The organism is Vibrio sp. DW001, assembly GCF_029016285.1.
Taxonomy (GTDB): Bacteria; Pseudomonadota; Gammaproteobacteria; order Enterobacterales; family Vibrionaceae; genus Vibrio.
On sequence record NZ_CP091975.1, the window covers coordinates 2384162 to 2410523 of the forward strand.

The window sequence follows — 26362 nt, forward strand, 5'->3', positions numbered from 1 at the left end:
GGTGATATTGGATCCCCATTTTCATGGGGATGACATTAGTTTTCATCGGGATGACGATAGTTTTTGCGAAAGCAATACCTAATGACCAGTGTTCGTACCTAAACTAGCTTTGTAACTGCTCGGCAAAATCCAACATACGATTTAATGGTATAAGTGACTTAACACGAATCTCCTCATCTACAAAGATTTCATGCTTGTCTGACGACCCTGTTAAGGCACTTTCTATCGAGGCTAAGCCATTCATGGCCATCCAAGGACAATGAGCACAGCTTCGACATGTCGCGCCTGCACCGGCGGTTGGTGCTTCCATAAGCTCTTTCTCAGGAACCAACTGCTGCATTTTAAAGAAGATACCTTTATCTGTTGCAACAATGAGCTGCTTATTCGGTAGTTCTTTTGCTGACTTAATAAGTTGACTGGTAGAACCGACTGCATCAGCCAACTCAACAACCGATGCTGGAGATTCAGGATGCACTAAAATAGCGGCTTCTGGATAAACGGCTTTCATCTCCTTTAGCGCTTTAGCGGAAAACTCGTCATGTACAACGCATTCGCCTTGCCACAGAAGCATCTCTGCACCTGTTTTATTGGCAATATAAGAACCTAAATGACGATCAGGTCCCCAGATGATTTTCGCGTCTTCATCATCGAGATGTTCAACAATTTCTAATGCAATACTTGAGGTAACAACCCAATCTGCGCGCGCTTTAACTGCTGCTGATGTATTGGCGTAAACCACAACCGTATGATCTGGGTGTGCATCGCAAAATTCTGTGAATTTATCTGCCGGACAACCTAAATCTAGGGAGCATTCTGCTTCTAAGGTTGGCATTAAGATAGTTTTTTCTGGGGTGAGTATTTTCGCAGACTCACCCATAAAACGAACGCCAGCAATAATTAGCGTGCTCGCCGAGTGACGATTACCAAATTTTGCCATCTCTAATGAATCGCCAACAAACCCTCCGGTTTCTTCCGCAAGAGCCTGAATCTCTGGATCAGTATAATAATGGGCAATCAATACCGCGTCTTTTTGTTTTAACAGGCGTTTTATACTTTCAAGATGCGTTTTCTTTTGCTCATCGGTCAATAGCGTTGGTTTGGGTGGAAATGGATAAACGGTGGTTTCAATTAGATCTAATATGTGGCTCATTGCTTTTGCTCTATGCAACGTCAGTGAATCCGATCATTGTACACCTGATGGGGTCCCATTTTCTACCACTGTTGAACAATTGCTATTACCACTACGACTAAATGATTAGTCGTATAGAGATACTCGATAGAGTAAACAGAAATACCAATGAAGAAATACAGGTCTAAATGAAATTAAAAAAATAGACCATCAAATGGTCTATTTTTTTATTTAAGTTTCGATTTGGCCATCTTAGCGGAGGCTGAACCTGGATACCCATCAATCGCTTGTTGATAATATTTATTGGCTACCGCGGGTTTACCGTTGCGGGCTGCAATATCACCAAGCTTAACCAGTGAATCAGCGCGCTTGTTTGATTTTTCGTAAGAGACGACAGAAGCAAAACTTTTTGCTGCATCAACATCTTTCTTTAGAGCGTAATTCAATTGCCCAACCCAGTAATGCGAGTTGGCTGCGTAAGACGAATTAGGGAAATCTTTTTGAAACTTAGCAAATGCCGCGAGTGCACCTGTGTAATTTTTATCTACTTGGACGAGGTAAACGGCTTTTTTATAGGCGGCTTCTTCGTTCACATTGGCAGCATACACACCACCGTTGGCTTCTGTACCGCCACTAGTTGCAGGGGTTACATTATCAACAGGTTGCTGTTTGTCATTTCTCAAACGGTCCAACTCGATAAATAATTCTCGCTGACGTTCTAACATCTGCTTCATATCGTAGCTATTTCGTTCGACCATCCCTCTCATTTCGCTAAGTTCCCCTGCCATATCATCGATTTGCTGCTGCATTTGCAGTTGCACTCGAGATCGATTATTCAACAAACGTTCAAGTCGTTGAACATCGGTTTCAGGCATGGAGCTAACGGAAGAAGATGCGTTGCTTACATCAGATACTGGAGCTGGTGCAGCGAACACAAGGCTCGCTGCACTGGCCAGCAACGCAAGCGAAACAACTCGCTTAAAGTTACTGAACATGAGGTCTATCCTCGATTAGTATACGATAACCGCACGACGGTTTTTCGCATAGGCATCTTCAGATTGACCTAGAACTAGAGGTTTTTCCTCACCGTAGCTCATGATAGAGATTTGGTCAGATTGAACACCTAGAGCTTGAAGATATTTTGAAACGGCTTCTGCACGGTATTCACCAAGAGCGATGTTGTACTCCGGAGTACCACGTTCGTCAGCGTGACCTTCTACAGTTACTTTAATTGCAGGGTCTTTGCTTAAGAATGCCGCGTGTGCTGCTAGCATTTCTTCGTAATTACCAGAAACGGTTGCGTTATCAAACGCAAAATAAACTGTGCTGTTTTCGCGAAGAGCTTGCTCTTTCATTTCTTGCTCTGAAAGTTGAGCATTTTGATCAACCGGAGTAGCAACAGTCGTTGTCTGCTCTTGGTTGTTCGTTTGTTGAGAAGCGGCATCAGCAGCTTCGTCGCTTGAGCTACAAGCTGTTACTGCTAGAATAGGTAGCGCAATTAAGAGCCCTTTAAAAACCTTATTAAGTTGCATCTTTTATATTCCTTTGTTTGTCAAAACTTCGTTGCTACAAAAACGGTGACCAAGCGGGAGCTCTAACACGCCCATTTGTTGCCGGTAACCTAGCTTTAAATCGACCATCTATAGAAACCATAGAGAGTACATTTTTCTTTCTATAAATAGAGCTATAAATGACCATACTACCATTTGGGGCAATGCTCGGAGATTCGTCCAAGAGTGTATTAGTTAACACTTGAACGGCTCCTGTCTCCAGATCTTGTTTTGCAAGATTAAAACCTGAATTAGATCGATTCACCATAATTAAGAATCTTCCATCAGGGGTAATCTGCCCACCCAAGTTCTGGCTACCTTGCCAAGTTAAACGGTTAGTCGTGCCGTTTACCAAATTTACTCGATAAATCTGAGGTTTACCACCCCGATCCGATGTAAATATTAACGATTGTCCGTCAGGATACCAGAACGGTTCCGTATTATTTGATCTACCCCGCGTTATTTGGCGTAACTTGCGCGTTGCAAGATCAAGCGTATAGACCTGAAGACTGCCGGTTTTTGACAGTACAATCGATAACGTTTTTCCATCAGGGGAGAATTTTGGAGCTCCATTGTGGCGAGGGAATGACGTTAGTTTCTCCCTTTTGCCTGTATAGATATCCATTAAAAATATTTCTGCTTGGTTATTTTGGAAACTAACATAAACAAGTTGGCGTCCATCTGGTGACCAAGATGGTGACATAAGCGGTTGCTTAGAGCGCAATACGAGACGTTCGTTAAAGCCGTCGTAATCGGCAATTCTTAGTTGATACTGATACTGGTCTTTTTCGTTGATAACCACATAAGCAATACGCGTGACAAACGCCCCTTTTTCACCCGTTAACTGCTCGTAAACAAGGTCTGAAATACGGTGTGCATATTCTCTTAAGCGTTCACCAGGTACCGTTGCTCGCTTATTAAATAATATATGATCTTTAGAAAGCACCAGTTCGCCATCGGCACTGAGTGTTTTACTTTGCCCTTTCGTCAATTGTCCTCGAATAACATCGACTAATTGATACCTCACTACATAATCACCAGCCGCATTCTGAGTAATAGAGCCAGTTAATAGTGAATCGACACCCAAATTAGTCCACTCTTCAAACTTGATTTCGCTGTCTTCATAAGGTGTTTGTGGCATTTTATTGACAGGGACGGGGCTAAATTTACCACTGCGTTGTAGATCCGACGCGATCACTTTTGATACATCATGTGGCAGCTTAGTTGTGCCTTCCCACTTAAAAGGTACGATACCAATAGGTCTAGCCGAATCGATACCTTCTGTTATTACTAATTCCAGTGCGGCATTGGCCATAGGGCTCAAACTTGCACTTAATATTAATAATCCGGTGATAAGTTTTTTAATCAAAACACTTCCCTTTTTCTGACTACTCTGGAGCAACGGTTAAGTTAATATCACGAAGTTTACTTGCCACATCTTTATCTGCTGGCAACGGAAACGAGCCTACTTGTGCCACTGCGCTTTTCGATGCCGCACATAAACGCGCATCACCGCTGAGCACCTTTACACTACTCAAAATAGCACTATTACCTGCAGGTATTAGTTTTAAGTTAACTTTACAAGACTTTCCCCTGTAGGAGTCCTCCACAAGCAGCTTACTTTGAATAAGTTGCGTATATTTTGCCGCGTACTTGTCTATTTCTGACGCTACAAACTGTTGTTTTGCCGAGCTATTTTGAGCGGCCTCTTCTTCTAGGCCAGCAAATATGTCACCCAAAGCCGCTTCCTGCTCTTTACGCTCTCTTTCCAATTGCTTTAGTCGTTCCTGTTCTTTCTTGGCTTTCTCTTTTGCTTCTGTTGCCGCTTTCTCGCTTGCCACTCGCTGTTTTTCCGCTTTTTCAGCAAGTTCTATTTGTTTCCGAGCGTTTTCTTGGGCTTCCTTCGCGGCTTTTTCTTGGCTTAACCGCTCAACTTCCGCAGCAGCTATAGCCGTCTCTTTCGCTGCGCGTTCTTTTTCTGCTTTTTTGACCTGCTCTTGTTTCTTAACGCGCTCTGCTTCGGCCTTTGCCGTTAAGCGTTTTTGTTCCCGAATTTTTTCTTCTTCTACTCGAACCTTTTCTTGGGCGACTTTTCTATTTTTCTCTGCTGTGCGGGTCGCTTTATCGGCTTTCGCTTTATCTTCTTTGAGTTTACGAATTCTCGCTTCTTCAACTTTACGGTTTTTCTCTAACTGTTCACTCTGCTTGCGAAGCTTATTCAGGCGTTCTTGCTCTGTGTTCGCTGCAGATTTGCGTTTCTCTCTTATCTCTTTGGCCTGCTTTTGTACCATCGCAGGATCGATAACGACAGCATGAATCAGATTCCCTGTCGGCTTTGGTTTAGACATATTAAAATCTGTCCCCCAAAGCAAAGCTGCCACCAATAATAGGTGCAGGGTAATAGAGATAATGATTGCTGATGTTAGGTTCTTGTTATTTTTCATCTACAGCTAACGCTATTCCTTGATATCGGTCAAGAGCCCAACTTTGGGAACCCCTACCTGACTTAACTCATCCAGTACTAAAACAATTTCAGCATAGGGTGTTGCTGCATCACCACCTACTGCCACTGGTGACGTGGGTGATATCGATAATTCTGCCTTTACTCGCACAATGACATCTTGTAAAGAAAGGCCCCGCTGTACGTCTTCATTATTCACGCTCAGTCCTAGGTTGCCCTCAGCATCTATCTCTACAATGATAAAGCTTGCGTCAGAATCGCCAGCAATATCAGAAGCCGGTTTTGCCGTAGAGGCTTGTGGCAGTTCTACATCCACTCCTTGAGTAATAAAAGGAGAAGTCACCATAAAAATAATCAAAAGCACCAACATTACGTCAATGTATGGCACGACATTGATTTCAGCGGTTAGCTTCCTTTTTTTAGGTTGATAACCTGCCATGATTAATCCTTATCACTCATCGCTTGGCGATGGAGAATACTATGGAACTCTTCAGAAAACGTAGCGTAAGAGTGCTCTAATTTACTCACGCGATGGCTTAAACTATTGTAAGCCATTACGGCAGGGATAGCCGCGAATAAACCCATCGCTGTCGCGACTAAAGCTTCAGCAATACCAGGGGCAACCATGGCCAGCGTCGCTTGCTTAACCTGCCCTAACGCGATAAATGCATGCATAATGCCCCACACCGTACCAAATAGGCCAATATACGGGCTGATAGAACCAACTGTCGCCAAAAACGGCAGGCTTGTTTCAAGCGATTCTACCTCTCGTGAAACGGTAACGCGCATTGCGCGGCCTGTCCCGTCCATCACAGATTCACTTGATGAACCGTAGGTTCTTCTTAAACGAGCAAATTCGGTAAAACCAGAATAAAAAATCTCTCGGCTACCAGACAGGTCGTCTTTGTTTTCTTTTACTTCCTGATATAACTTCGATAAGTCTTGGGTAGACCAAAATTTGTCTTCAAATTCAGTGGCGTCTTTTGATGCGGTTCTCAACACTTTACTGCGTTGAATAATCATCGCCCACGAAACAACCGACATACCAAGTAATATCAACATGACAAACTTAACGAGTAAACTTGCCTGTAAAAATAGATCTAAGATTGAAATTTCAGCGTTCACTCTGATTCAACTCCGCAATTAATGAGCTTGGGATAGCTTGAGGTTTCATTTTTTGAATGTTCACGCATGCTACCTTAACTAGGGCTTTACACAATGTGCGGCCTTCAAGATTGACGATTTCCTGACAAAACACTATTGACGCTTTCTTCAATTCAGACACCGTGGTGACAACCGTCAGTTGGTCATCTAACCTTGCACCCTGCAAAAAGTCGATATCAATATGTCGAACAACGAAGCCTATATTTTCTACTAATAGCACCTGTTGAGAGACCCCAATATGTCGAAGTAGTTCCGTTCTTGCTCTTTCGAAATACTTCAGGTAGTTAGAATGGTATACAACACCACCTGCGTCAGTATCTTCGTAATAGATAGTAACGGGCCATTTGAATGGAGAAGTTGTCACGTTTTGCACAACCTATTGCTAATAATAATTAAATTAATTACTAACTATACCCTATCGTTATGGCAATAGTATTGAGGAGTTGTCTTTTTTTCAAAAAATTGACGAAAAAGTGACGCTGTCCAGAAAGAACAGCATCATTTTGGATAAAAATCAAACGAATAGATAGGCGATTGTTAGATAAATGAGGATAGTGAAAGAAATATAGGGCGAAAAAAATACTTTCCACACAATATGAATAGGGGTAAAACCTACACCAAATATTACGCCTGAGCAGATAGCCCAAAGAAACAGCGGCCCGATTACTGCGTTAAAGCCCCCAATAGCACTGCTGTATTGATTGGGGTCCCACATTAACAGCCCAGCGTGACCGATTGCCAATAGGAAAGACAATGCCCTAAAAGGGGTTTTATTTATAGGCTCATGCATTTGATTTAAAAAAACATTAATTTTATTCATGCCACAAATTGACCACGCCTAAATATCTTCCCATTATTCTACCATTTATTTTTCTTTAATTTCATGTTTTTAAAGTACTTATTGAATTTCACGCTCATATATTGACCATGAGTTATTAGAGGGTAATTTGTCACTTCTGAAGATTCCTTTTCTAAACATTCCGAGGGTATTGGCTTCAATAACTGTATTTTTGTCCTAGTAACCTATTGAGAAAGAAGACTTTAATTCAAAGTTCAAGTGATTAATCCCTCATAACTCACGAGTAATTTCATCGAGCTAGTGGTACTAATCATAAGGAAAGGTCATACTGACCAAATAATTAATTGATGCTCGTGATACTAGGAACGTGTGTTGGTTCCTTTGTATAATGTTACACAAGCTAAAAATAGGTTTAGTAGATATGTCAAACTCCAATATTTTAATGGAATCCGGAACAAATGAACTTGAAATAGCTGAATTTCGATTAATCAGAGAATTACCTGATGGCGGAACGAAAGTAAATAGTTATGGAATTAATGTCGCTAAAGTTCGGGAAATTATTCGATATCCAGAAATGACCGACTATCCCAAGGGCGACAAGCACATCGTTGGTGTTTTTAAGTCGAGAGAAAAGGTGACCCCCTTAATACATTTAGCTAAATGGTTAGGAATATCCGAAAAACAACCCTCTTCTGACCAGTATGTCATCGTTACCGATTTTAATGGGGTAACAAACGGTTTTTTAATTGATTCAATTAATCGTATTCATCGAGTTTCATGGTCTGATTTAGAGGCTGCAGGTGAGATCTCTTTGGCAGGAGAAGATAATTGTATTGTTGCATCCGTTAACATAGAAGACAGATTAGTCTTCATTCTAGATTTCGAACTGATCATTGCTGAAATGAACTCAGATATTAATATGAGCCAATACAATATAAACACAGATAATAATGTTGACTTATCACCTGAGAAGAAAAGACGAAGAGCACAACATACAATCCTAATTGCAGACGACTCTAAGTTCATACTGGAACAATTAAAAACGGTTGTTTCTGAGTCAGGGTATATGGTTGAAACCGCTACAGATGGCGAACAAGCACTCAATTATTATGAAGCTAATAAACAGAGCATCAGTGCTATTGTTTCAGATGTAGAAATGCCTAAAGTAGATGGTTTATTCTTATGCAGAACGATAACTAGCCAGCCCAATCACCCACCAGTGTTGATTTTTTCGTCTACTATGACGAAAGAAAACAAATTAAAGGCACTCGAAGTCGGCGCTACTGAAACACTCACTAAGCCTGAAATTCACAAATTGATTCCCTTGCTTGATGAACTAATATTCCCTAATGGATAGTTATTATCCCATTCTGGATAAAGCGAAAAAGAGGCATGTTTGACTGCCCTTCATGATATTTACTCCAATAAAAAAGCCTTGTAAACAAGGCTTTTTTATTGGATGGCATTTCTATTTTTAGCCCTTTAAAAGGGCCTTATCTATAGGACAGTGCAAATTGGCTATTTGAATAGCCAATTTATTCACTATCTTTGTCCATCATTTCTGAATGCTCTAACCAAAGCGCATTAATTATGCCAAAAGCACAGGCAAGTAGAACACCTAAAATCCATGCAAAATACCACATATCAACGGCTCCTTAGTAAAGTGAATTCTTGTTTTCTTCGATGAACTTGTCATCAATACGACCATACATTTTGTAGTAAGACCAAGCGGTATAACTCAAAATAATCGGTATGAAGATAGCCGCGACGACGGTCATTATTTGTAGTGTCAGCTCACTCGATGTCGAATCCCACATTGTAAGGCTTTGGCTTGGGTTTAAGCTCGAAGGCATAACAAACGGGAACATGCTGAACCCAGCCGTTAAGATAATACCTGCAGAGGTCAAACTAGAAGCTAAGAATGCGAGCCCACCACTGTTAATGCGCGTTGCGAGGATAACCACAAGTGGCATCACCGTACCGAGTATAGGTGCAATCCACATTAGCGGATAACTGGCGTAGTTCGCCATCCAAGCTCCTGCTTCACGAACCACTTCTTTGTTCAATGGGTTTGATGCAGCAAACGTATCCACTTCACTCTTCAACGCATAGCCATCTATGGATTGAATCCAAAAACCAGCGGCGACAAAAAGGACGGTAATAGTTAATGCACCAGCTTGAGAAACAGCGCGAGCACGATCTCTCACGGCGGCAGTGGTTTTCATTTGCAACCACGTTGTCCCCATCACTAAGAACATGGTAAGGCTGATTAAACCACAGAGCAGTGCAAATGGATTAAGTAATCCAAAGAATGATCCATGATACGTCGGCATCATAAAATCGCTTAACGTAAATGGTATGCCTTGTAATAGGTTCCCGAATGCCACACCAAAAATAAGAGAAGGAACAAACCCACTAATACTGATAGCAATGTCCCAGTTATTTCGCCATTTAGGTGACTCAATCTTAGAACGATAATCTAGACCAATTGGTCGTAACCATAGCCCTGCTAGCGTCAAGATCATGGCAAAGTAAAAACCAGAAAATGACACAGCATATACGGTTGGCCATGCAGCAAATAGAGCACCACCAGCAGAAACTAACCAGACTTGGTTACCGTCCCAGTGAGGCGCAATCGAGTTAATCATCACTCGGCGTTCGTTGTCCGTTTTACCGATAACAGGCACAAGGGCACAGACACCTAAATCAAACCCGTCGGCAATGGCGAAACCAATTAGTAGAACACCTACTAGTAGCCACCAAATAAATCGCAATGCTTCATAATCAAACATTATTTAATCTCCCTTACGCTTCTACTTGGCGGTTAACTTTGTCTTGTACAGAATCACCGCTTTGTTCAAAGTGGTAGCGGCCTGTCTTCAAGCTGCTAGGCCCTTTACGTGCAAATGTCACCATAAGATAGACTTCAACTATCAGGAATACTGTATAGAGAGCCATTATCGCAAGTAGCGATGCCCATAACTGACCTTCGGTTAAGGCAGATACCGCAACATCGACAGGTAATATTTCACCCACGGCCCACGGTTGACGACCATATTCTGCAACAAACCAACCCATTTCTATTGCAAGCCACGGTAATGGAATGCTGAATAGAGCGGCTTTGAGAACCCATGATTTCTGTTCTATTTTCTGACGACACGTTTGTACAAACGCGGCACCGAATACAAATAGCATAATAAAGCCGACAGCAACCATTACTCGGAATGACCAGAACAGAGGCCAAACCGTAGGAATTGAATCATCTGCTGCGGCTTTAATTTGTTCTTCTGTTGCGTCTACAACATCATCGGTGTATCGCTTAAGCAGCAGACCATAACCAAGGTCATGCTTTAGCTCATCAAAGGCATCCAGATTTTCTTGAGACTTATCACCTGAACGCAGTTTTTGGAGAAGGTCATACGCTAATATGCCGCTGCGAATACGCTCTTCGTGCTCAATTTTGAGGTCAGAAATACCCGTTACTTCGGTGTCAAGAGAACGTGTGGCAATAATACCCATGAGGTAAGGGATCTTAATCGCGTAATCCGTATGCTGTGTCTCTTGATTTGGGAAACCAAATAACGTGAATGCGGCGGGTGCTTCTTCTGTGTGCCATTCCGCTTCAATTGCAGCGAGCTTCACTCTTTGAACATCCCCTAACTCGTAACCAGATTCATCACCCAATATGATAACGGACAGGATAGCTGCCATACCGAATGATGCTGCAATAGCGAATGAACGACGAGCGAAAGCAACGTCTCGCCCTTTCAGCAAGTAGTAAGAGCTAATACCCAGAACAAACATTGCACCGGTCGTATAACCTGATGCTACCGTATGGACAAATTTAACCTGTGCAACGGGGTTTAAGACAAGCTCCGCAAAGCTCACCATTTCCATTCGCATCGATTCAAAGTTGAATTCCGACCCGACTGGGTTTTGCATCCAACCGTTGGCAACTAAAATCCAGAGCGCAGAAAAATTTGAACCGAGAGCCACTAACCAAGTTACTGCCAAATGCTGGCGCTTAGATAACCGTTCCCAACCAAAGAAAAATAGCCCCACAAACGTGGATTCTAAGAAAAATGCGACGAGGGCTTCGATGGCGAGTGGAGCACCAAATATATCGCCTACATAGTGTGAGTAGTAGGACCAGTTAGTACCGAATTGAAATTCCATGGTAAGGCCAGTAGCCACACCAAGAGCGAAGTTTATACCGAATAACTTACCCCAGAACTTTGTCATGTCCTTATAGATTTGTTTATCGGTCATTACATAGAGAGACTCCATTATGGCGAGCAAGAAAGCCATACCTAAAGTCAATGGAACGAAGAGGAAGTGATACATCGCTGTGAAGGCAAATTGCAACCGCGATAGATCAACTATGTCAATCATGTTAGCTCCTTTTGTGTCGGCTGAGTGACACTGGTACTTTTTGCATCATGCATAAGCACTTTTTATATTAATTAACACTGTCCGATTATAAAACGAACTCAGTTGTTAATAGCTTGTGCATTTTAGGTTAGATAATTGTTAAGTAAGCTCTAATATAGCTGGGGCTAATATTAACGGTTTATTGGTTTCGATACAAAATATTTTTGAAAAGCTTTAGCTTTGATTTGAATCAAATAGATCTCGTGAATATTAATATACGTCCTTTTAATTGACTTAGATCAGTTTAAGTGACCATTTAAATACTCTAACGAAATACTACAAAAGGTTTTATATAACGATTGGGAATAAGAGGACAGGATAATAGATTTAAATTTATGTGACCAATACCACTTTATGAGTAGAGAAATGAAAAGAATAGCCGCTTAATATGCTCGAGTTTTAAACGGCCATCTTATTGTGTTAATTGTTAATTACTTGTTTCGAGACCGAAATGCAAATACGCTCTCTCAGTAGCAATCCGACCTCTTGGGGTTCTTTGTAAATACCCTTGTTGAATAAGAAAAGGTTCCAGAACATCTTCGATGGTTTCTTTTTCTTCACCTATCGCGGCGGCTAAGTTGTCTAAACCTACTGGACCACCAGAAAACTTCTCCATAATGGCAAGAAGGAGCTTTCTATCCATGTAATCAAAACCTTTATGGTCAACATCAAGCATATCTAATGCTTTGTCCGCTATATCAGAACAGATATGGCCATTACCTTTAACTTCCGCATAATCTCTTACCCGTCGCAGCAACCTGTTAGCAATACGAGGTGTACCACGTGCTCGTCGAGCAACCTCTAACGCCCCGTCCTCTTCCATTGAAAGGTTAAGGCAGCTTGCACTACGCTGAACGATAAACTGTAAGTCAGGAACGTTGTAGTACTCTAACCTCTGTACGATTCCAAATCGGTCACGTAAAGGGGACGTCAGTGACCCTGCACGAGTCGTCGCACCAATCAGAGTAAAAGGGGGAAGATCTATCTTGATAGAACGAGCCGCTGGCCCTTCACCTATCATGATGTCTAATTGATAATCCTCCATTGCAGGATAAAGTATTTCCTCGACCATTGGACTCAGTCGATGAATTTCATCGATGAAAAGAACATCGTTTTCTTCCAAATTGGTTAATAGCGCAGCTAGGTCGCCCGCCTTTTCCAACACGGGGCCGGAGGTCGTACGAATGTTTACTTCCATTTCGTTAGCAACGATGTTGGCTAATGTCGTTTTGCCTAAACCTGGTGGGCCGAAAATCAACAGATGATCCAGTGGTTCATTTCGCTGCTGAGCCGCTTTAATGAAGATTTCCATCTGGTTGCGCACGTGATCTTGCCCTCTATAATCGGCAAGTTTCTTCGGCCGTATAGCACGGTCAATGACTTCTTCATCTTTAAATACCGGATTATCCGGTGCTATTAAGCGATCTGCTTCGATCATCGATTTTTTCTCTTATTCATTTTACTGTGGTTGCCGAAAAATAGGCGAACACTATATTGAGTATTCAGTTTAGGTATCTCAATCACACCATAGATTTCAAGGCTTCACGAATAATAGATTCGCTTGTCATGTCTGGTTTAGCGACTTGAGAAATCACCTTTGACGCTTGTTGCGGTTTGTAGCCAAGAGCAATCAACGCACTGACCGCTTCATCTTTTGCACTTTGTTTACCATTAGAAGTTAGTTGGTTATCACTCGGCGCCGCATCGGTGGCAGGCGTAAACAAATCGCCGGCTCCCCACCCTTTAAGTCGATCTTTCATCTCAACAACTAATCGTTCGGCGGTTTTTTTACCCACACCCGGTAGCTTAACAAGCGTTGAAATATCTTCGCGTTCGACACAAGAGACAAACTGAGCTGCCGTCATACCCGACAATATTGCCAGCCCTAGTTTCGGTCCCACTCCATTCGCTTTGATAACTTCTCTAAAAAGTGCACGTTCTTTTACTGTGTTGAAGCCATACAGTAATTGGGCATCTTCTCGAACAACGAAATGGGTATACACGGTCGCTTCTGCACCAATTTCAGGGAGCTCATAAAAACAACTCATTGGCATCTGTACTTCATAACCAATACCACTCACTTCGATGAGCAATTCAGGTGGTTGTTTTTCAATCAAAATTCCACGAAGGCGTCCAATCACAGAGAATATCCTTTGAAACAGGTAGTATGTCAGGATGATAATATATTACTGGATGAATAACCAGTGCCACATTTGAGGGCGGCTTTAATCACAACTATCTATAACGCCCTTTCTTTGCGCCAGTTGCTTTACCTGCTAATGCCATCAACGTTTTATTGGTATTAGCGTGACAGATGGCAACACCCAGCGCATCCGCCGCATCAGCTTGAGGTTTCGCCGGTAACTTCAAAATGCTTTTTACCATATGTTGAACCTGTGCTTTATCGGCAGCACCGGTACCAACAACGGCCTGTTTAATTGAACGCGCAGAATACTCAAAAACAGGTAAGTCCGTGTTTGCAGCAGCGACAATGGCGCTACCTCTGGCTTGTCCAAGTTTCAGCGCAGAATCCGCATTTTTTGACATAAAGACTTGTTCAATCGCAAACTCGTCAGGTTGAAACTGAATAATTAGCTCTGTTACCCCTGCGTATATTTGCTTCAATTTGCCTGCTAAATCAGAATCTGACATTCGGATACAACCACTGCCTAAATAAGAGAGGTGTCGACCTTCTTGTCGTATCACACCATAGCCAGTTATCCTCGAACCTGGATCAATGCCAAGAATTATCATTTATTACCCAAATAGTTTATTTTTCAGAGATGCTAACCGATTTTAACTAACAAAGGCCAGCATCTATATTGGTATGAAGGTCATAGATGCAACGCTCTGCACCACCTTATTGATGGTTCGATTGGTGCTATCTGAAACCAATATGGCCATCATATCCTGTACGAGGATCATCTGGCCCAAAACCCGCTCATAGCTGTAATTCGGTACACCATTCGCATCGATACCGTTGGTAAGTAGCAGTAACTCACCACTGTCGTAGCGACGATTATTAAGCTGCCACGTTATTGTTTCGAGGTTTCGAGCGCTGTTATACAGTTTTTGCTGACTTATTTCGTCCAGAATGTAGAACTCTAGTTGGTTATTGTAAGAGGCACTTAACATTCCGGTGATACCTGCCATCAAAGCAAAGACACGATCCCCTTCGAACTCTTTTGAGAAAGCGAGCGGAAGCGCCTCTACACCATCCATATTCCCCAACTCTTGGAAACCGTCTTTAGGTCGATCTACCGTCATTAATTGAGAAAGACGCGCATCTATTGTCATTCCTGAGTTCTTTTTCAACTCCCTCGGGTTTCTTTTATAAAGCTTAATAATGAGTCGTCGAGTGAGTTTTCGTATTTGTTCGATATGAATATCGGTAACAAGGTCAATATCAGATTTAGCGAGGTTTTTTATATCGAAGGGGCGATTGTCTTTTCCGGCGCATGCTGTGAGCGTAAATATAAGAAGCACGGTCATTATAAAACGCATTCACTTACCCTTTATTTAAATGATTGGATTGGTTTGAATTCTGGATAAGTTACATTCTATTCAGGCATTTAATAAAACAAAAGAAGTTAAAGGGTTTTCTGTTGGTTTAGATCAAAAAAGCTAGGGAGATCCCTAGCTTTTCAATAGATTAGCCTAGCCGAAACGTTTAGGCTTCTTTTTCTTTCGCTTTTTTCACTACAATTGCTAGCTCTTCAAGCGATGCAGGGTTAGCCAAACTTGGTGCGTCTGTTAGCAAACACGCTGCTGCCGTTGTCTTAGGGAAGGCAATGACGTCGCGGATATTTTCTGTACCACATAAAAGCATTGCCAATCGATCGAGACCAAATGCCAAACCTGCATGTGGAGGTGTACCGTACTTGAGCGCTTCTAGCAAAAAGCCAAATTTAAGCTGCTGTTCTTTATCTTCAATGCCTAATATTTCAAATACGGTTGCTTGCATTTCAGCACTGTGAATACGAACAGAACCACCACCAACTTCATAGCCATTAATAACCATGTCATAAGCATTCGAATTCGCAGCCGCAGGATTTTCTTTAAGCTCTTGCGCAGTAACTCCTAATGGTGAAGTAAACGGGTGATGCATAGCATGTAAGTTACCTTCACCGTCCTCTTCAAACATTGGGAAATCAATTACCCATAATGGCGTCCAAGCCGCCGTATGGGACAGCTCCAAATCATTACCAACTTTCAAACGAAGCGCACCCAATGCTTCAGAAACAACATTCGCTTTATCTGCACCAAAGAGAATAATGTCGCCAGATTCAGCACCTGTTCGCTCCAGAATACCGTTAATGACCTCTTCAGAAAGGAACTTAGCAACTGGAGACTGAATACCTTCGAGTCCAGCGGCTTTATCATTCACTTTCATCCATGCAAGACCTTTCGCACCATAGATACCAACAAATTTACCGTATTCGTCAATTTGTTTGCGACTCAGTTTTGCACCACCGGGGACACATAATACGGCCACACGACCTTTCTCGTCATTTGCAGGACCAGAGAATACTTTGAACTCTACATCTTTAACGAGATCGGCAACATCAACTAATTCTAACGGGTTACGGAGGTCGGGCTTATCTGAACCAAAGCGACGAATCGCTTCTTCGAAGCTCATGACTGGAAACGCACCAAGATCAACGTCAAGCAGTTCAAGCCACATCTCACGGATCATTTTTTCGGTCACTTCACGCACTTGTTCAGCGGTCATGAAGGACGTTTCAATATCTATTTGAGTAAATTCAGGTTGACGGTCAGCACGTAAATCTTCATCTCGGAAACATTTAACGATTTGATAATAGCGATCAAAGCCAGACATCATCAAAAGCTGTTTAAATAACTGTGGTGATTGAGGAAGCGCGTAAAAGCTGCCTTTATGAACACGGCTTGGAACCAGGTAATCACGTGCACCTTCTGGGGTTGCCTTTGTCAATACCGGGGTTTCGATGTCTAGAAAATCATTGCTGTCTAAAAAGCGACGAACAAAGCTAGATGCTCTCGCACGCAGCTTAATGTTATCACTCATTTCTGTGCGGCGTAGATCAAGGTATCGATACTTCAGACGCTGTTCTTCTGAATTATTCTGCTTAGAATCCAGTGGCAACGCTTCAGAACGGTTAATTATTTCTAACCCTGTAGCAAGGACTTCTACTTCACCCGTAGCCATATCTTTATTGATTTGGCTTTCCGGACGAGCACGAACTTCACCAGTGAATTTGATACAAAATTCATTTCTTAGTAGGTTCGCGACTTCAAATACGTCTTTCATATCTGGGTCGACTACTACCTGAACAATACCTTCACGATCTCGCATATCAACAAAGATAAGACCGCCTAAATCACGGCGACGGTTAACCCATCCGCAAAGTTCTACAGTTTGTCCCACAAGGGACTTGTTCAGTTGACCGCAATACTGGGTACGCATAATGAAATTCCCAAACTCTTAATTAGTTATTAACTTTTTGACAGATTATACTGTCAACTCAAACCCACATTTATACCTGCAAAGCGCTTGAAAATCGACCTTTGAAAGAACTTTTTCTCGTATTTCACCCCTACTTAGAACCAACAGATGATAAAAACAGCAATTTTAGACGTTTTAACTCACCTATAGTCATATAATGAATGGTGACACCATCGGTTTTTTCTCTTAAAATACGCCACCCAATTTTGTATGTTTACTAGCAGGCAGACATGAACAATAAAGATAATATTTTCTCATCTCCTATCGATAACATCGGTAACTTTAGCTTTGATGAAAATGTAGTAGAAGTCTTCCCAGATATGATCCAAAGATCAGTCCCTGGGTACAGTAATATTGTGTCTGCTATTGGCATGCTGGCAGAACGCTTCGTCAAACCAAATACTGTCATCTATGACCTAGGGTGTTCACTTGGTGCTTCTACTTTATCTATCAGAAGGAATATAGATCAAGAAGGCTGCAAAATTATCTCTGTTGACAACTCGAAGGCGATGGTTGAGCGTTGCAAATTACATGTCAACGCCTACCGCTCTGACACGCCTGTAGAAGTACTTGAGGCTGATATTCGAGATATCACGATAGAGAACGCCAGTATGGTGGTGCTAAATTTTACTTTGCAGTTTCTGTCTCCTGATGACCGTCAGAGCTTGCTCGAGAATATATATGCTGGACTACGTCCGGGAGGCATATTAATCCTGTCAGAAAAGTACGTTTTTGAAGACCAAAACTCAAATAGTCTATTGATAGATTTACACCACGATTTTAAACGCGCTAATGGCTACAGCGAATTAGAAGTCAGTCAAAAACGCAGTGCTATTGAAAATGTTCTGATCCCTGACTCAATTCCAAAGCACAAAGAGAGACTACAAAAAATCGGCTTTACGAATGTAGAGGTCTGGTTTCAATGCTTTAATTTCGGATCGATGTTTGCAATAAAATAAAGACTGTCCGTCATAAAGCGGTTCATCATAGAATAAGAGAACCCGATATTTTCGGTCTAATTACACATTTCACTACATAAAAGATCATTCAAACCATGTTCAATTTTGCTAACTTCTACAAACTCATTGCTCAAGATACCGCATTGCAGCCTTGGCTAACGATTCTTCCTCAACAGTTAACGGACTGGCAAAATGCTGAGCATGGCGATTTTGAACGCTGGCTTAAAGCACTTAAAAAGCTCCCGGAAGGTTCACCAGATAATATCGACCTAAAGACATCCGTTTCTCTTTCTAATAACCAACCTATATCCGATGGTGAAAAGAAAAAACTCGACAACCTATTGCGAACCTTTCATCCATGGCGCAAGGGACCTTATACGACTCACGACATACATATTGACACTGAATGGCGTTCAGATTGGAAATGGGATCGGGTTCTTCCGCATATTTCCCCACTTGAGCATCGCTCTGTATTAGATGTGGGATGTGGGAATGGCTATCACATGTGGCGTATGCTTGGAGAGGGGGCGCGTTTATGTGTAGGTGTCGACCCTTCGCACTTGTTTCTCGTTCAATTTGAAGCCATACGTAAACTGATGGGTAATGACCAAAGAGTTCATCTACTTCCCCTAGGTATCGAACAACTGCCTGAACTAAAGGCCTTTGATACTGTATTTAGTATGGGCGTTCTTTATCATCGTCGCTCCCCCCTTGACCATATACTTCAGTTAAAAAACCAACTCGTTGCGGGTGGAGAACTCGTTCTTGAAACCTTGGTTATTGATGGCGATGAGAATGCGGTTCTGGTGCCAACAGACCGATACGCTCAAATGCGTAACGTATATTTCTTCCCCTCGGCAAAAGCATTAAAGAAATGGCTAGAAAAGTGTGGATTCGAAGACGTACGAATTGTGGACGAAAATATCACTACGACAGACGAGCAAAGAGCAACAGACTGGATGAAGCACAATTCTTTGCCTGATTATTTAGACCCACAAGATCCAACCAAAACCGTTGAAGGCTATCCCGCCCCTAGACGAGCGATTTTAGTCGCGAGAAACCCTTCTTAATTACAACGATTACCTATTACTTTTAGCTTATCGTAAATGCTAACCAAATACTGACATAAGGGTGCTTCTCGCGCCCTTTGTTGTGGGCTAAAATCCGCGGCGTATAATTAAATTATCCTACTGAAATTAAGGTAAAAAATGCTAAAAATTGCTTTTTCTCTCATCGCAATGAGCTTGCTCGCAGGATGCGCATCAACAAGCAGCGAAAAGCAGAACCAACTTACTCTAGACGCAATTAAACAATCGGAATCAAACATTGCCAATGAAATTGAAACCTTAAAATTGGGTCTCAGTAACCAGTCTGATTACATTGCCAGTCTAGAAACAGAAGTCATCGGACTACAAAGCAAGGTTAATGCTCTACAGCATACGGAAACGAAGCGTAAAAGCACTCAAAAGGCACCGTCAAACGAACGTGCAAATGACACTCAATTGAAAATTGGCTCAACCTCTCCTTCTAACAATTTGGTTGTTCTTGGTGCGATTGAAAACATTCAGCTAGAAAAAATTGAGCAACGCTACAGTGCGCGAATCGACACTGGATCAACAACCTCTTCTCTCAATGCTATCAACATCAAAGAGTTCGAGCGTGAAGGAAAAAGATGGGTTAGATTCAATCTCAGTGAACGGAATAATGATATTGAAGGAAAAAACCAAATTGAGGCCCCTATTGTTAGGTATGCCAATATTAGGCAACCGAACTCAGAAGCAGTAGAAAAACGTGCCGTGATCGAATTATGGGTAAAAATAGGCACAATTAACGAAAAATCTGAATTTACACTGGCGAATCGCTCACAAATGAGCCACCCTGTTTTACTAGGAAGAGAGTTTATTCAAGATATTGCTTTAGTTGATGTTAGTAAAACATTTCTTCTCTCAAAACCAAGAAAAATACATAAAAATTAGGGACAATTATGACGTCAAGAATTCCTTTTTATTTCCTTATTGGGTTGCTTGTTATCGGTGGCATTTGGCTAAATGTTATGCGCCATGACAACTATGGGGTACCGTGGACACCAGGTGAACAGCGCCAAGTATGGGACATTGAAGCTCGAATTGAGTTCAGCGGTATGGGCGAACCTGCCAAGGTTTCTCTTGCTGCACCAAATACACAATCTGGTTATACGTTAATCGATGAGTCAGCCTCATCTCCGGGCTACGGAATTGCCTACATTCATTCTGATACGGGTAGACGCGCTGAATGGTCGATACGTCAAGCAGATGGGTCGCAAACTATTTACTACAAGACGCAATTTCTTGTCGATGACCAAGCGAAGGTTGAACCGTTTCCACCTTCAGATGAACCTATCTTAAAGCCTACTTTCGATGGTCCGCAAGAAGCCGCGGTTAAATCGATCATAGAGCAGGCATCACAGCGTAGTGCTGATGATGTCACTTTTACACGTGAACTTATCAAAAGACTTAACGACAGTGATAGTCAAAGTGCCGCCCTATTGCTCGACCAGTCAAGCAAAGCTCAAATCATTTCGAAGCTTTTGTCATTTGCAGGGGTTCACAATAAGACCGTGGGCGTCGTCTATTTAGAAGATGGTCGTCGTCGTCAGAACATCAATAAGATGGTACAGGTGTGGGATGGTAAGGACTGGATGCTGTTTGACCCAGAGTCTGGCATGCAGGGCAAAGCAGAAGATGCGCTCATCTGGGACGAATCTAACGTATCTTTACTTGATGTCGTTGGCGGAAAAAACAGTCAAGTACACTTCTCTATGATTGCACAAGACATCTCACCTAAAGCAGCAACTGAGAGCAAAGTAAGTGCTGACAATCTATTAAACTTCTCTATCCATAGTCTTCCATTGGAAGAGCAATCCATGTTCAAAACCATAATGCTGATTCCGATTGGCGCTTTAATCGTGGTTTTTTTAAGAGTCATCATCGGCCTTAAGACATCCGGCACCTTTATGCCTGTTCTGATTGCTGTCGCATTTGTTCAGACACAACTTATAACAGGTATTGTCGGGTTTTTGCTGATCGTAGGAACCGGTTTGATCATCCGCAGTTATTTGTCCAAACTCAATTTACTCTTGGTCGCTCGAATATCCGCGGTAATCATTACCGTCATATTGATCATTTCAGTATTCACGGTGGTTGCTTTCCGCATCGGTTTAACCGAAGGGTTAAGCATTACCTTCTTCCCTATGATCATTCTTTCATGGACGATTGAGCGCATGTCGATTCTATGGGAAGAAGAAGGGGCGAAAGAGGTATTCTTACAAGGTGGAGGCTCCTTGCTTACATCGGTTATCGTTTACTTAGCTATGACCAATGGTTACATCCAACACATGACCTTTAATTTCATTGGTGTACAGCTGCTTATTCTCGCGGCTATCTTGGCGTTAGGTAATTACACTGGTTACCGCCTAACGGAATTGCGTCGCTTTAAGCCATTAGCGGAGGATTAAGCCTATGTTAGGAAGCTTCACTTCCCCTTTTAAGCTAAAAGATAAAGGCATCATGGGAATGAATACAAGGAACCACAGTTATATCGGTAGATATAACGACCGTTCTAAATATCCATTGGTTGATGACAAACTGAAAACAAAAATTATCGCCGAGCAAGCCGGTGCCACTACACCAGCACTGATTGGGGTCATTAGACAACAAGCCGCGGTTAAAAAAGTCCATGCCATGGTTAAAGACTGGCCGGGATTCGTTATCAAGCCAGCCCAAGGCAGTGGTGGTAAAGGCATACTCGTCGTCGTCTCACACAAAGACGGCGTCTATACTAAGCCTTCCGGTGCAACGTGTAACAAACAAGATGTTGAAAGACACATAAGCAATACCTTAGCGGGTCTTTTTTCTTTAGGTGGAAAAAACGACGTGGCAGTAGTCGAGAATTTGATCAAGTTTGATGACTGCTTTGAAGGCTTTAGTTATGAAGGGGTACCCGACGTTCGCATTATCGTATTTAAGGGGTATCCAGTAATGGCAATGATGCGTCTATCGACAAGTGCGTCTGATGGTAAGGCTAACCTCCACCAAGGTGCGGTTGGTGTCGGTGTGGATATTGCCACCGGGAAAGCGGTTCGTGCAGTGCAATACGATCAACCCGTGACACTTCACCCCGACACCGGAAAGGAACTTCTTACGTTACAGGTTCCTCACTGGGAAAAGCTACTCGTTTTAGCATCGAGTGCATGGGAGATGACTGGGCTTGGGTACATGGGTACGGATATGGTATTAGACAAAGAAGAAGGCCCTATGGTACTTGAACTAAACGCTCGACCTGGTTTAGCTATTCAAATTGCCAATGGAGCTGGTTTGATACCTCGGCTTCAACATATTGAAAGCTTAGGAATGCCCGCTGAATATCCCAAGCCATTAGAAAGAGTGCTCTACGCGGCCAAGCAATTTGGAGTGAATTGATTAGTTAGTACAAGATATCGCTTAATAAAAATATATAACGGGTTCATGCTGACGTAATGAATACTCGCTTCAGCATGAACTCATATGCCGTTATTTTCCTAATGCTTCTTTGTAATGAAGTCGACACATAGAGACATATAAGTCATTGCCGCCAATAGCCACTTGATTACCTTCCGCAATTGGTTCTCCGCTTGCATCAGTACGAATAACCATATTCGCTTTACGACCACAGTGACAGATAGTTTTTAATTCAACCAACTTGTCAGCCCATGAAAGTAGATATCTGCTTCCTTCAAATAACTCACCTTGAAAATCTGTACGCAATCCATAACAAAGTGCAGGAATATTTAGCTTATCGACCACCTCTGTTAATTGATAAACCTGTTCTTTTGAAAGGAACTGACATTCATCTACCAAGATACAGTGCAGCTTTTGCTCGTTGTTCAGTTTCTCAATTTCTGCATACAGATCCGTATCTTGACGAAATAGGTGAGCATCTGACTGTAATCCAATCCTAGAACTTACCTTACCTACACCATATCGGTCGTCAAAAGCCGCAGTGAAAATCACCGGATTCATACCGCGTTCTTGATAGTTGAACGAAGATTGAAGAAGTGTTGTCGACTTACCCGCATTCATTGACGAGTAATAAAAATACATCTGAGCCATTATTGATTCTCGGTTCTAATTCTCGGTTCATCAAACTGAATATCGGCTGTTACTCTGTTAACGCATGAACCGAAAAAACACGTTATGAGTAACCGCCTATATTAATGGTTAAACAAGGCCTAACCTTTGCGCCATGTTGTGCCTTCAGGGCCATCTTCTAAAACAATACCCATCTGTGCTAACTTATCGCGTGCTACATCTGCATTTGCCCAATCTTTAGACGCACGTGAGTCATTGCGCAATTTGATAAGAGCTTCTATTTCGGCAACCTCGCTATCATTTCCAGAATCACCTTTCAAAAAAGTATCTGGGTCTTGATGAAGAATACCAATAACGTCGGCCAACTCACGCATTAATGCCCCAAGCTTAGACGCAAGTTGAATGTCTTCACTCTTAATTCGGTTTACTTCTCGAGCCATATCAAAAAGTACTGAGTAGGCTTCAGGCGTATTGAAATCGTCATTCATCGCATCAGAGAAACGGCTTACATAATGATCACCTGCTGCAGGTTCCGCATTAATGTCTAGTCCGCGCAATGACGTATATAGACGCTCCAAAGCTGAACGAGCTTGGCTAAGATTCTCTTCACTGTAATTTAGCTGGCTTCGATAATGACCAGACATTAAAAAGTAACGCACTGTTTCAGCATCATAATGGCTCAGTACATCACGTATCGTAAAGAAATTACCTAATGATTTAGACATTTTTTCTTTGTCGATCATTACCATACCACTGTGCATCCACGTATTTACATACTTTGAATCATGGGCACAGCAAGACTGGGCAATTTCATTTTCATGATGTGGAAATTGCAGATCGGAACCACCACCATGGATATCAAAATGGTTACCCAAAATGGAGGAATTCATTGCTGAACACTCAATATGCCAACCTGGTCGACCGTCGCCCCAAGGCGATGTCCAAGTAGGCTCACCGGGCTTCGACATCTTCCAAAGTACAAAATCTAGTGGGCTGCGTTTCGCATTATCAATATCGACACGCGCACCAGCTTGCAACTGATCTAAGTCTTGTTTTGATAGCTTGCCGTATTCACTAAATTTCTTAACCTCAAACATGACGTCACCGTTACTGGCAACGTAAGCGAATCCACGATCAATCAATCGTTCTACCAGGTCGATTATCTCTTGAATATAATGTGTTGCTCTTGGCTCGACATCAGGACGCTTCATATTTAGCGCGTCAAAATCTTGATGCATGTCTTGAATCAAGCGCTCTGTCAACGAGTCACAACTTTCGCCATTTTCGCCAGCGCGTTTGATGATTTTGTCATCAATGTCGGTAATATTGCGTACGAAATTAAGGTCGTATCCTAAAAATCGCAGATATCGAGAGATCACATCAAATGAAACAAATGTACGACCGTGACCGATGTGACAGAGATCATAAATGGTTACCCCACACACATACATGCCAATTTTCCCGGCAGTGATTGGTTTGAATTCCTCTTTTTTACGTGTGAGTGTGTTATATATTTTTAACATGATCTCTATCTGGTCTTATTGAAATTAAATAGAGCGTGAGTATATCAATTCCAGTTTGATTAGGTAACCGTTTTTGTCTTTGCTTTCAAGTCATGTGGGCCCGATTCTAATAAAATGGCGATAAACAAGATGTCATGACGATAGAAGCCGTCAAGATACGCAATGTGAAGCATATTTGCTTGTTTGCTGTGTTAAGCTAGAATCCATACTTCAAAACAATACAATGAATAAGGTAAAACTCATGATCATCCTTCACACTAATTTTGGTGACATCAAAGTACAGCTTAACGAAGAGAAAGCACCAGAAACTAGCGCGAATTTCCTACAATATTGTCGTGATGGTTTTTACGATAACACTCTTTTTCACCGCGTAATTGATGGTTTCATGGTTCAAGGCGGAGGCATGACATCTGGTTTAAAAGAAAAACCGACTCGTGCGACAATTAAAAATGAAGCGAGCAATGGCCTAACCAATAACATTGGTACATTAGCAATGGCCCGTACGATGGAACCGCATTCTGCAAGTTCTCAGTTTTTTATCAACGTTAACAACAACACGTTTTTGGATTTTAAATCAGAAAGCATGGACGGTTGGGGTTACTGCGTATTTGCTGAAGTGGTCGATGGCATGGATATCGTTAATAAAATAAAAGCGGTAAGCACTGGTACTATGGGTATGCATCAAGACGTACCGCTAGAAGAAGTGCTTATCACTGGAACGACAATCGAAGAGTAAAAATGGGGAGCAACACACCCTAAATAATTGAAGTTACCGCAAAGCAATAAACGAGTGAATACATCCAATCACTTCAGTATATTTAGTGATTGGATGAATAATGATGACTCCAAAGGCAACGGTAACTTTAAGTATGATTGGTATCACTCCCCCCTAAAATTATGACTACTTTATTTATATCTGATCTCCATCTCACCCCTTCTCGACCTGACATTACTGAAAGCTTTATGACTTTCATGACGACACAAGCCGTAAAAGCCGATGCTTTATATGTATTAGGTGACTTGTTTGAGTTTTGGATAGGTGACGATGATGATAGTGACTTTAGCAGCGCTATTAAGACGCTATTTAAAACACTGGTGAACTCTGGTGTTCCTTGCTTTTTCATTCAAGGAAATCGTGATTTCCTAATCGGTAAACGCTTTGAAAAAGAAACTGGAATGACGCTATTGGACGAGGTTTGTGCCATCGACCTATATGGTGAACGAGTAGTCATTCTACACGGTGATACGTTATGCACGGATGATGTTAAGTACCAAGCTTATAGAGAAAAGGTACACCAACCTTGGATCCAGTGGGTGTATAATCACCTCCCACTGTTTGTTAAGAAAAAGATTGTCTCTAAAGTTCAATCCGACATTGGTGAAGAGAAAAAAGAGAAATCTCTAGAGATCATGGATGTAAACCAAGATGCTGTTGAAGCGGTATTAAAACAGTATGGCACCAACCTAATGATTCACGGCCACACCCATAGACCAGACATACATAATTTTTCTGTTGAAGGGGCAAAATACACTCGAATTGTATTGGGTGATTGGTATACACAGAGCTCAATTTTGAGTTTTGACAAAGACGCCTATTCTTTGCAAAATAATTCGCATATGAAAAACGAACGTAGAAACGTATCGAATCTAAACGATAGTAATATGTTATAGCGTAAAAATGAATCAAACCTAAAGACTAATGATGCTTTTTTTAAGAAAAGGACGTAAGATTTAGAGACATAATTAAAAAGGTCAA

General features: G+C 41.9%; 27 protein-coding genes. 8 read left to right on the forward strand and 19 right to left on the reverse strand.

Translation table 11 applies throughout. The features are described 5' to 3' along the window. Window positions 1-103: 103 nt before the first annotated feature. The 9 genes from nadA to ybgE all read right to left on the reverse strand — a co-directional run bounded on the left by nadA (window position 104) and on the right by ybgE (window position 7124). Complete coding sequence (gene nadA / locus L3V77_RS10760; RefSeq protein WP_275134157.1) at window positions 104-1150, reverse strand: quinolinate synthase NadA; 1047 nt, start codon at window positions 1148-1150, stop codon at window positions 104-106. A 206-nt stretch (window positions 1151-1356) separates the two neighbouring features. Next, window positions 1357-2124 carry a tol-pal system protein YbgF gene (gene ybgF, locus L3V77_RS10765; RefSeq protein WP_275134158.1) on the reverse strand — a complete coding sequence of 256 codons (768 nt, stop codon included), beginning with the start codon at window positions 2122-2124 and terminating at the stop codon, window positions 1357-1359. Between the two features lie 15 nt (window positions 2125-2139). Further along, window positions 2140-2661 (reverse strand): peptidoglycan-associated lipoprotein Pal, encoded by a 522-nt coding sequence (gene pal, locus L3V77_RS10770; RefSeq protein WP_195703698.1) that lies wholly within the window; start codon window positions 2659-2661, stop codon window positions 2140-2142. A gap of 34 nt (window positions 2662-2695) precedes the next feature. Further along, entirely contained in the window at window positions 2696-4048 is a 1353-nt protein-coding gene (tolB, locus tag L3V77_RS10775) for a Tol-Pal system beta propeller repeat protein TolB (protein WP_275134159.1), read from the reverse strand. A gap of 19 nt (window positions 4049-4067) precedes the next feature. Further along, on the reverse strand, window positions 4068-5123 hold the full coding sequence (gene tolA, locus L3V77_RS10780; RefSeq protein WP_275134160.1) for a cell envelope integrity protein TolA: 1056 nt from the start codon (window positions 5121-5123) through the stop codon (window positions 4068-4070). A gap of 12 nt (window positions 5124-5135) precedes the next feature. Then, window positions 5136-5579 carry an ExbD/TolR family protein gene (locus tag L3V77_RS10785; RefSeq protein WP_275134161.1) on the reverse strand — a complete coding sequence of 148 codons (444 nt, stop codon included), beginning with the start codon at window positions 5577-5579 and terminating at the stop codon, window positions 5136-5138. Window positions 5580-5581: 2 nt separating this feature from the next. Then, the gene (gene tolQ / locus L3V77_RS10790) at window positions 5582-6265 is read right to left on the reverse strand and encodes a protein TolQ (RefSeq protein ID WP_275134162.1); all 684 of its coding nucleotides are present in this window, start codon (window positions 6263-6265) and stop codon (window positions 5582-5584) included. Next, entirely contained in the window at window positions 6255-6677 is a 423-nt protein-coding gene (gene ybgC / locus L3V77_RS10795; RefSeq protein ID WP_195703703.1) for a tol-pal system-associated acyl-CoA thioesterase, read from the reverse strand. The genes tolQ and ybgC overlap by 11 nt, the downstream gene beginning before the upstream one ends. Window positions 6678-6818: 141 nt before the next feature. Further along, on the reverse strand, window positions 6819-7124 hold the full coding sequence (gene ybgE, locus L3V77_RS10800) for a cyd operon protein YbgE (protein WP_275134163.1): 306 nt from the start codon (window positions 7122-7124) through the stop codon (window positions 6819-6821). A gap of 400 nt (window positions 7125-7524) precedes the next feature. Here ybgE and L3V77_RS10805 point away from each other — a divergent pair, with 400 nt between their 5' ends. Further along, entirely contained in the window at window positions 7525-8460 is a 936-nt protein-coding gene (locus L3V77_RS10805; RefSeq protein WP_275134164.1) for a chemotaxis protein CheV, read from the forward strand. 178 nt (window positions 8461-8638) lie between these two features. On the opposite strand, the gene cydX is transcribed toward L3V77_RS10805, so the two are convergent. The 8 genes from cydX to aspS all read right to left on the reverse strand — a co-directional run bounded on the left by cydX (window position 8639) and on the right by aspS (window position 16980). After that, on the reverse strand, window positions 8639-8746 hold the full coding sequence (gene cydX, locus L3V77_RS10810) for a cytochrome bd-I oxidase subunit CydX (protein ID WP_000270284.1): 108 nt from the start codon (window positions 8744-8746) through the stop codon (window positions 8639-8641). Window positions 8747-8758: 12 nt separating this feature from the next. Then, entirely contained in the window at window positions 8759-9895 is a 1137-nt protein-coding gene (gene cydB / locus L3V77_RS10815) for a cytochrome d ubiquinol oxidase subunit II (RefSeq protein WP_275134165.1), read from the reverse strand. Between the two features lie 13 nt (window positions 9896-9908). Continuing rightward, complete coding sequence (locus tag L3V77_RS10820; protein WP_275134166.1) at window positions 9909-11495, reverse strand: cytochrome ubiquinol oxidase subunit I; 1587 nt, start codon at window positions 11493-11495, stop codon at window positions 9909-9911. 466 nt (window positions 11496-11961) lie between these two features. Next, window positions 11962-12972: a Holliday junction branch migration DNA helicase RuvB gene (gene ruvB, locus L3V77_RS10825; RefSeq protein ID WP_195703708.1), complete on the reverse strand. Its 1011-nt coding sequence runs from the start codon at window positions 12970-12972 to the stop codon at window positions 11962-11964. 82 nt (window positions 12973-13054) lie between these two features. Continuing rightward, the gene (gene ruvA, locus L3V77_RS10830; protein WP_275134167.1) at window positions 13055-13675 is read right to left on the reverse strand and encodes a Holliday junction branch migration protein RuvA; all 621 of its coding nucleotides are present in this window, start codon (window positions 13673-13675) and stop codon (window positions 13055-13057) included. A 94-nt stretch (window positions 13676-13769) separates the two neighbouring features. Continuing rightward, window positions 13770-14288, reverse strand: coding sequence for a crossover junction endodeoxyribonuclease RuvC (gene ruvC / locus L3V77_RS10835; protein ID WP_275134168.1), 519 nt, complete (start codon window positions 14286-14288; stop codon window positions 13770-13772). 63 nt (window positions 14289-14351) lie between these two features. Next, window positions 14352-15038, reverse strand: a complete 687-nt coding sequence (locus tag L3V77_RS10840) for a hypothetical protein (protein ID WP_275134169.1) — start codon at window positions 15036-15038, stop codon at window positions 14352-14354. Window positions 15039-15204: 166 nt separating this feature from the next. Continuing rightward, window positions 15205-16980 (reverse strand): aspartate--tRNA ligase, encoded by a 1776-nt coding sequence (gene aspS, locus L3V77_RS10845; protein WP_275134170.1) that lies wholly within the window; start codon window positions 16978-16980, stop codon window positions 15205-15207. 269 nt (window positions 16981-17249) lie between these two features. On the opposite strand from aspS, the gene cmoA reads away from it, so the two are divergent. From cmoA to L3V77_RS10870, 5 genes are all read left to right on the forward strand, one after another. Beyond that, window positions 17250-17978 (forward strand): carboxy-S-adenosyl-L-methionine synthase CmoA, encoded by a 729-nt coding sequence (cmoA, locus tag L3V77_RS10850; protein ID WP_275134171.1) that lies wholly within the window; start codon window positions 17250-17252, stop codon window positions 17976-17978. A 95-nt stretch (window positions 17979-18073) separates the two neighbouring features. Continuing rightward, entirely contained in the window at window positions 18074-19048 is a 975-nt protein-coding gene (gene cmoB / locus L3V77_RS10855; RefSeq protein ID WP_275134172.1) for a tRNA 5-methoxyuridine(34)/uridine 5-oxyacetic acid(34) synthase CmoB, read from the forward strand. A 138-nt stretch (window positions 19049-19186) separates the two neighbouring features. Then, window positions 19187-19954 (forward strand): ATP-dependent zinc protease, encoded by a 768-nt coding sequence (locus L3V77_RS10860; protein WP_275134173.1) that lies wholly within the window; start codon window positions 19187-19189, stop codon window positions 19952-19954. Window positions 19955-19962: 8 nt separating this feature from the next. Beyond that, window positions 19963-21471, forward strand: coding sequence for an inactive transglutaminase family protein (locus tag L3V77_RS10865; protein ID WP_275134174.1), 1509 nt, complete (start codon window positions 19963-19965; stop codon window positions 21469-21471). Between the two features lie 4 nt (window positions 21472-21475). After that, window positions 21476-22435 carry an alpha-L-glutamate ligase-like protein gene (locus tag L3V77_RS10870; protein WP_275134175.1) on the forward strand — a complete coding sequence of 320 codons (960 nt, stop codon included), beginning with the start codon at window positions 21476-21478 and terminating at the stop codon, window positions 22433-22435. 90 nt (window positions 22436-22525) lie between these two features. Here the strand turns inward: L3V77_RS10870 and L3V77_RS10875 are convergent, their stop codons facing one another. Together L3V77_RS10875 and cysS are read right to left on the reverse strand one after the other, a co-directional pair. Then, the gene (locus tag L3V77_RS10875; protein ID WP_275134176.1) at window positions 22526-23104 is read right to left on the reverse strand and encodes a thymidine kinase; all 579 of its coding nucleotides are present in this window, start codon (window positions 23102-23104) and stop codon (window positions 22526-22528) included. A gap of 119 nt (window positions 23105-23223) precedes the next feature. Beyond that, window positions 23224-24606, reverse strand: coding sequence for a cysteine--tRNA ligase (cysS, locus tag L3V77_RS10880; RefSeq protein WP_275134177.1), 1383 nt, complete (start codon window positions 24604-24606; stop codon window positions 23224-23226). 241 nt (window positions 24607-24847) lie between these two features. On the opposite strand from cysS, the gene L3V77_RS10885 reads away from it, so the two are divergent. Continuing rightward, window positions 24848-25342 carry a peptidylprolyl isomerase gene (locus L3V77_RS10885; protein WP_195703719.1) on the forward strand — a complete coding sequence of 165 codons (495 nt, stop codon included), beginning with the start codon at window positions 24848-24850 and terminating at the stop codon, window positions 25340-25342. A 161-nt stretch (window positions 25343-25503) separates the two neighbouring features. Further along, entirely contained in the window at window positions 25504-26277 is a 774-nt protein-coding gene (lpxH, locus tag L3V77_RS10890; protein ID WP_275134178.1) for a UDP-2,3-diacylglucosamine diphosphatase, read from the forward strand. Window positions 26278-26362: the final 85 nt, after the last annotated feature.